The organism is Gluconacetobacter tumulicola (genome assembly GCF_014174215.1).
GTDB lineage: Bacteria > Pseudomonadota > Alphaproteobacteria > Acetobacterales > Acetobacteraceae > Gluconacetobacter > Gluconacetobacter tumulicola.
In genome coordinates, this window is the sequence record NZ_JABEQL010000039.1 from 23,057 (window position 1) to 30,091 (window position 7,035).

General features: G+C 65.0%; 6 protein-coding genes. 4 read left to right on the top strand and 2 right to left on the bottom strand.

Features of this window, described 5'->3' with window-relative positions; genetic code table 11:
- The first annotated feature begins 218 nt into the window (after positions 1 to 218).
- Positions 219 to 3,644: a transglutaminase family protein gene (locus HLH29_RS18040; protein WP_182968765.1), complete on the top strand. Its 3,426-nt coding sequence runs from the start codon at positions 219 to 221 to the stop codon at positions 3,642 to 3,644.
- Positions 3,645 to 3,856: 212 nt separating this feature from the next.
- Here the strand turns inward: HLH29_RS18040 and HLH29_RS18045 are convergent, their stop codons facing one another.
- Entirely contained in the window at positions 3,857 to 4,219 is a 363-nt protein-coding gene (locus HLH29_RS18045) for a winged helix-turn-helix transcriptional regulator (protein WP_182968766.1), read from the bottom strand.
- 93 nt (positions 4,220 to 4,312) lie between these two features.
- Between HLH29_RS18045 and HLH29_RS18050 the strand changes: the two genes are divergently transcribed.
- Positions 4,313 to 5,167 (top strand): alpha/beta fold hydrolase, encoded by an 855-nt coding sequence (locus HLH29_RS18050; RefSeq protein ID WP_182968767.1) that lies wholly within the window; start codon positions 4,313 to 4,315, stop codon positions 5,165 to 5,167.
- 82 nt (positions 5,168 to 5,249) lie between these two features.
- Here HLH29_RS18050 and HLH29_RS18055 read toward each other — a convergent pair whose 3' ends face one another.
- Positions 5,250 to 5,672 (bottom strand): MarR family winged helix-turn-helix transcriptional regulator, encoded by a 423-nt coding sequence (locus HLH29_RS18055; protein ID WP_182968768.1) that lies wholly within the window; start codon positions 5,670 to 5,672, stop codon positions 5,250 to 5,252.
- An 87-nt stretch (positions 5,673 to 5,759) separates the two neighbouring features.
- Between HLH29_RS18055 and HLH29_RS18060 the strand changes: the two genes are divergently transcribed.
- Together HLH29_RS18060 and HLH29_RS18065 are read left to right on the top strand one after the other, a co-directional pair.
- Positions 5,760 to 6,131, top strand: a complete 372-nt coding sequence (locus HLH29_RS18060) for a VOC family protein (protein ID WP_182968769.1) — start codon at positions 5,760 to 5,762, stop codon at positions 6,129 to 6,131.
- A 34-nt stretch (positions 6,132 to 6,165) separates the two neighbouring features.
- Positions 6,166 to 6,531 (top strand): EVE domain-containing protein, encoded by a 366-nt coding sequence (locus tag HLH29_RS18065; RefSeq protein WP_182968770.1) that lies wholly within the window; start codon positions 6,166 to 6,168, stop codon positions 6,529 to 6,531.
- Positions 6,532 to 7,035: the final 504 nt, after the last annotated feature.

The following is a 7,035-nucleotide window of genomic DNA, read 5'->3' on the forward strand; positions in this document are numbered from 1 at the left end:
CAGGCGCGAAGGATTCATGTCCACCCCACCTGCTGGTCCGTGTTCCGTTACAGCCAAGCAAGAATTTGCGCCGTCGCCAAGGCCCAATCGGCGTGATCTCCGTATTGCTATTATTCGGGAGTGGGGCGGCGTGAATTTCCGCTTTTCCCCTGTTCGCGGCAGACCATGCTGGGCTACCGTTCCCGGTGCGGAATATCACTCTGGTTCAAGGTCGACGCATGACCCTGCATGTCGCACTGACGCATCGTACCCGCTATCAATACGACCGTCCGGTCTCGCTCGGTCCACAGACCATCCGGCTTCGCCCGGCTCCCCACGCCCGCACGCCGATCGTGTCCTACGCCCTGCGGATCGAGCCCAAACTCCATTTCATCAACTGGATGCAGGACCCGTCGGGCAATTATCAGGCCCGGGTGGTGTTCCCCGAACGCGTGACCCATTTCGAGGTCGCCGTTGATCTGGTAGCCGACATGGCCACGATCAACCCGTTCGACTTTTTCCTTGAGCCCGAGGCCGAACACTGGCCCTTCGCCTACGACCCCGTGCTGGCCGGCGAACTGGCGCCCTACCGCGTGTGCGCGGAACCGGGGCCGCTGCTGGCCGAACTGCTGTCAGGCGTCGACCCGAGCCGGCAGCGCACGGTGGACATGCTGGTGGCGCTGAACCAGCGGGTCCAGCAGCGCATCGCCTATGTGGTGCGGATGGAGCCCGGCGTCTGGACACCCGAGGAAACGCTGGAGAAAAGCCAGGGCTCGTGCCGCGACAGCGCATGGCTGCTGGTCCAGTTGCTGCGCAATCTGGGCTTCGCCGCGCGCTTCGTCTCGGGCTACCTGATCCAGCTCGTGGCGGACCAGAAACCCCTGACCGGCCCCGAAGGCCCGACCGAGGATTTCACCGACCTGCATGCCTGGGCCGAAGTCTATCTGCCCGGCGCCGGATGGGTCGGGCTGGACGCGACCTCCGGCCTGCTGACGGGCGAGGGGCATATCCCCCTGGCCGCGACGCCCGAGCCCGCCTCCGCCGCGCCGATCTCCGGCCTGATCGGCAAATGCGAGACCGAATTCGATTTTACCATGGCGGTGACGCGGGTGCTGGAAACGCCCCGCACCACCCGTCCGTATAACGATGCGCAATGGCAGGCGATCCTCGCGGCCGGGCGCGCGGTCGATGCGACGCTGGAGGCCGGCGATGTCGGCCTGACCATGGGCGGCGAGCCCACCTTCATCGCCGCCGACGACATGGACGCCCCCGAATGGAACATCGACGCGCTGGGTCCGACCAAGCGTGCCTATGCCGGGCGGCTGCTGCGGCGCCTGCTGCCGCTCTGGTCGAAAGGGGCGGCGATCCAGCATGTGCTGGGCAAGCATTACCCCGGCGAGCAATTGCCGCGCTGGGCCCTGCTGTGCCACTGGCGCCGCGACGGCGAGCCGGTCTGGACCGATCCGTCGCTGCTGGCGTCGGACGATGACAGCGACACCGCGACCGAACAGGACGCCGCCGCCTTCTGCCGCGCGCTGGCCGAGCGGTTGCAGGTCGATCCCGGCCTGGTCAATCCGGCCTATGAGGACATTCATTATTATCTGTGGCGCGAGCACCGGCTGCCCGCCAACGTGATCGTCGAGGACGCCAAGCTGCGCGACCCGCTGGAGCGCGAGCGCCTGGCCCGCGTCTACGGCCACGGGCTGAACGTGCCGGTCGGCAGCGTGCTGCCGCTGCGCGTCGTGGTGCGCGACGGCGTGCGCCGCTGGCAGTCCGGGCGCTGGTTCTTCCGGGGCGACCTGATGTTCCTCGTCCCCGGCGACGCGCCGGTCGGCTTCCGCCTGCCGCTGCAAAGCCTGCTCTGGGCCAGCGAAGACACGATCGACCATGACATGGAGCGCGATCCGTTCGCGCCCGTGCCGCCGCTGCCGCCCCATCCCGCCCTGGCCCGCCGCACCGGCCCCTCGGCCGGCGGCACCGCCCCCGGCTGGTCGGAACAGGGCGTGCCCACCCGCCCCGGCGCGGCCGAGCCTGGCGAACAGCCCGCCCTCTCGGACCTGCCGGCCCTGCCGCCCTATCCGGGCGGCGGCACCGGGCGCATCCCGCTGGATCGCGCCATCGCCGCCCATCTGGTGGAAGTCGGGCGGGAAGAGCCCGAGCTGGTGCGCACCGCCCTGGCGGTCGAGGCGCGCGGCGGCATCCTGCATGTGTTCCTACCCCCGCTCTACGCGTCCGAGGACTGGCTGGATCTGTGCGCGGCGGTCGAGGACACGGCCCGCGCCTTCGGCCGCAAGGTGGTGCTGGAAGGCTACCAGCCGCCGCGCGACCCGCGCCTGCTGAATTTCTCGATCACCCCCGACCCCGGCGTGATCGAGGTCAATATCCACCCCGCCGCAAGCTGGGCCGAACATGTCGGCCGCAGCGAGCAGCTTTATGACGAGGCCCGCGCGACCGGACTGATCGCCGAGAAATTCATGGTCGACGGCCGCCATGTCGGCACCGGCGGCGGCAACCATGTGGTGATGGGCGCCGCCCGCGCCGTCGACAGCCCGTTCCTGCGCCGTCCGGACCTGCTGAAATCGCTGGTCGGGTTCTGGCACAATCATCCGTCGCTGTCCTACCTGTTCAGCGGCCTGTTCATCGGCCCGTCCTCGCAGCACCCCCGCGTGGACGAGGCCCGCGACGACAGCGTGGCGGAACTGGAAATCGCCTTTGCCCAGGTCCGCCCGGACCAGCCGACCCCGCCCTGGCTGACCGACCGCCTGTTCCGCAACCTGCTGGCCGACATCACCGGCAACACGCACCGCACCGAATTCTGCATCGACAAGCTCTACGCGCCGGAATCCTCCTCCGGCCGCCTGGGGCTGGTCGAATATCGCGCCTTCGAAATGCCGCCCCATCACCAGATGGCGGCGGCCCAGATGCTGCTGATGCGCGCGGCCGTCGCCGCCTTCTGGAACAAGCCCTACGAACGGCGCCTGGTGCGCTGGGGCACGCGCCTGCATGACGATTTCATGCTGCCGCATTATGTCGGCCAGGATTTCACCGACGCCATCGCCGAACTGCGCGCCCTGGGCGCGCCGCTGGACGCCGACTGGTTCGCCCCGCACATGGCCTTCCGCTTCCCCGAGATCGGCACCGTACCCCTGCTGGGCATGACGCTGGAACTGCGCAACGCGCTGGAACCCTGGCACACCCTGGCCGAGGAACCGGGCTCGGGCGGCACCGTGCGCTATGTCGACAGCTCCGCCGAACGCGTCCAGGCCCGCGTCACCGGCTGGGTGGACGAGCGCTATATCCTGGCCTGCAACGGCGTCGGCGTGCCGCTGACCCGCACCGAACGCCAGGGCGACTATGTCGGCGGCGTGCGCTTCAAGGCCTGGAACCCGCCCAGCGCCCTCCACCCCACCGTGGGCGTGCAATCCCCGCTGGTGTTCGACGTCTACGACACCTGGACCGGCCGCAGCATCGGCGGCCTGACCTACCACGTCGCCCACCCCGGCGGCCGCAACTACGAAACCCGTCCGGTCAACGCGAACGAAGCCGAAGCCCGCCGCCGCATCCGCTTCTTCCCGTTCGGCCATACGGTGGGGGCCATGCCGGCACCGGTCGTGCGGCGGTCGCTGGAACAGCCGCGGACGCTGGATCTGCGGCGGTTTGGGTGACGCAGGGCTCTGCCCTGCACCCGGAAGGGGACAATCGTCCCCTTCACCCCATTTGTTGGATGATTGCACTGTGTGCAGCCATGTCGGCTTTCGCCTCTTTGCGGACGTGAACGATCGACCGGCTTCTGCCTGGAAGCGGACATCGACAAGAGCGCTTTCGGCGAGCGGGGCGGGTGCTGTCATCCCACAGAGCCGTAGGTCATAAGCCCATGTCAGTCCCGGACGGCAAAGCGCGCCCGGGCCGCACCGACCTCCGCGATATGCGCGATCGCCCAGTGTCGGAGCGCATCGACGATCGGCACGAGGGACGTGCCCAGCGGGGTCGCCGCATATTCCACCGTCACCGGCACCGTCGGATACACATGACGCGACACAAGGCCGTTTTCCTCCAGCCGACGGAGCGTGTGGCCCAGCATTTTCTGGCTGATACCCTCGATCCGGCGCCTGAGTGCGTTGAAACGCACCGGGCCGCCGCCAAGCGCCAGCAGAATCAATACCGACCATTTATCGGCAAGCTGATCGAGCAGCACGCGGGTCGGGCAGGTGGCGCTGAACGGGCCGGACAGATCGGGCATGGTCTCCTCTAGGTAACCAAAGGACATTCTGGTATCTTCTTGTAACCTCCTGAGCGTTTTTGCAAGCTGCGTCAAACAGGGAGCTTCAAAAACATGACCACGAAACAAGATCTACCCGGATTGACCCGGCAAATCATTGCCTCCAACGGCATCGACATTCACGTCGTCACTATGGGGAACGGCCCCGCGATCCTGCTGCTGCACGGCTGGCCGCATACCTGGGAAATCTGGCGCACGGTGATGCCGTTGCTTGCCGCCGATCATACCGTCATCGCGCCTGATCTGCGCGGGTTGGGCGGCACCACCCGCGCGGCCGAGGGCTACGACCTGCATACGCTCGCCGATGACGCGAACGGGGTTCTGGACGGCCTCGGGATCGAAACGGCCACCGTGGTCGGTATCGATCTGGGCGTGCAGATCTCGGCGATGATGGCCCTGCGGTTTCCGGAACGCGTGCGCCATCTGATCGTCACTGAAGGACTGATCGGCACGTTGCCCGGTGCGGAAGGCTTCCTTGCGCGCGGTGCCCCATGGTGGTTCGGTTTTCACGGCGTGCCGGGCCTTGCGGAGAGCGTGCTCGACGGCAATACGGCGGCCTATCTCGATTTCTTCCTGATCAACGGCACGGCAGATCGTCGCGGCATCGATCCCGTCATCCGCGACGGCTTCATCTCGGCCTATGCCGATCGGACCAGCCTGCGCTGCGGTTTCGAGCATTACCGGGCGTTTCCGACCGGGGCGCGCCAGCTTGCCGAGGCGGTGGCCGTGCAGCGGATCGCCGCGCCGACGCTGGCGATCGCGGGGGGGATCGTCGGCACCGCCACGGCCGGGCAGTTACGCCCGATTTGTGAAGATCTACAGGAAATCGCCATTCCAGGCTGCGCCCATCTCGTGCCGCTGGAACAGCCCATTACGCTGGCAGCGGCGATCGGGGCGTTCGTCGCCTGACGCCTCATGTGAGACGCTGCCGACTGTATCAGCGCGCTCCCAAAGCCGACATCAGCACTGCGGTATATCGCGGAATCGGCTGCTAGCGAAGGGCATTTGCAAGCCGCATCAGCATGGCGGTGACAAGCTGAGGATCGAGTGGCGCCGCGGCAGCGACAAGGCGCTTCTCGGCATCGGCAACAATGGCGGAGGCCGCCTCCACAGCGCAATGGCCAGATGGGGTTAACGAGGTTGTTTGAATGCGCCGGTGCTCTGGATGTGGCGTGCGCTTGATCAATCCCGACTTCTCGAGCGTGACCAGGATCGCCTGCATTGTTTGCGGCGTGATAAAGGCTTGGCGCGCCAGCGCGGCGTTGGAAGCCCCGGGCTCGACCTTCAGATAAGCAAGCACCGCATATTGAGGCGTGGTCAGACCGATCTGACGCAATTCCGTATCCATGCGCGTCCGAAGCGCTTGTTGCGCCTGCTTCAGCGCAAAGCCGATCGTCGCATAGGGGTCATCCATCAGCGCACCCGATTGACATATAAGGGTCCTTATATTATATCAGTGTCCTGATATTATCAGATCTAACATAATTAAGGAACTCCAGTCATGCCGCATCTGATCGGGCCCGATTTCATAGGCATCCAGGTCGCAGATATTGACGCCGCGCGCGCCTTTTATACCGACGTCGTCGGGCTGCAGCCCGCGCCCCGGAGCCCGCCCGGGGCCGTCGTGTTTGATACCAGGCCAATTCCCTTTGCTGTCCGTACCTCCGTCATCGATTTGGGGACGACGGATAAGTTGGGTTGGGGTATTGCCATCTGGTTTGGCTGCGACGATGCGGACGCACTTTACAAGCATCTGGTCGGTCAAGGCGTCACAATTGAATTCGCACCGAAGGACGGGCCATTTGGCCGTTATTTCGCGTTCCGCGATCCGTTTGGCTACACGATCACGGCCCATACCGTCGTGAAATCCTGATTTGGCGACCCGCCGGTGCTTGAAGGATCGGATCATGACGTTCTGGATGGGTGTCGCATCGGCGGAACACGCGCGCGAAGGCCGTAAAGGCGGCTTCGCTCAACTCGGCCATGGCAAACACATCGCAGTGACATCTCTCAAGAAGGGCGACTGGATCGTCTATTATTCTCCACGTGAAGGTATGGGAAAAGGCGCGACGGTGCAGGCGTTCACGACCATCGGCCGGGTCACCTCGACGATACCTTACCGCTTCGAACAGGCGATGGACTTCAATCCGTATCGTGTCGATGTGGAGTATCTGAAGGATGCCAAGGCAGCCCCTATTAAACCGCTTTTGGCCTGTCTGCGGGTGACACACGATTATGGCGCCAACTGGGGCATCGTGATGCGTGGCCCATAGCGTATGCTTTACGAAGAGGACATGCGCCGGATTGCAGACGCGATGGATGTTCTGGCGGAGTTCGAGGGTAGCCCGGTATAGCTTCGCGTTTGCAACTCAGCAGGGCAAAGCATGCACGGAACCTGACAGCGAGCGTACGTAAAATGCACTTGCGTGTGGTGACGCCACGAGGAATGAGATCGGCTCATATCCCCTGATGCCGCATGCGAGCCGATGCAGGCGAAGGCGGATCGTCACTTCCAGCAAGCTTCTCAAGGCCCTGCGCAATCTGGTGCAGCTCAGGCTGCAGATGGTAGATGCTTTTGGCCCATTTTTGAGCAATTAGCCGTCGTGAACGTCAACGGTGCGAATGGCTGCTTTTGTAATCTTTTTCTCAACGTCGGACACTCCGCTTTCCTGAAGAGTTTCGGGCGCCGTGAGGCGTACGAAAGTCGGGGAGGACCGAACCCGCGACACCGGGACTCAGTTATGGGGAATTTGCAACTGGCGCTGCCCTGAGGCGCC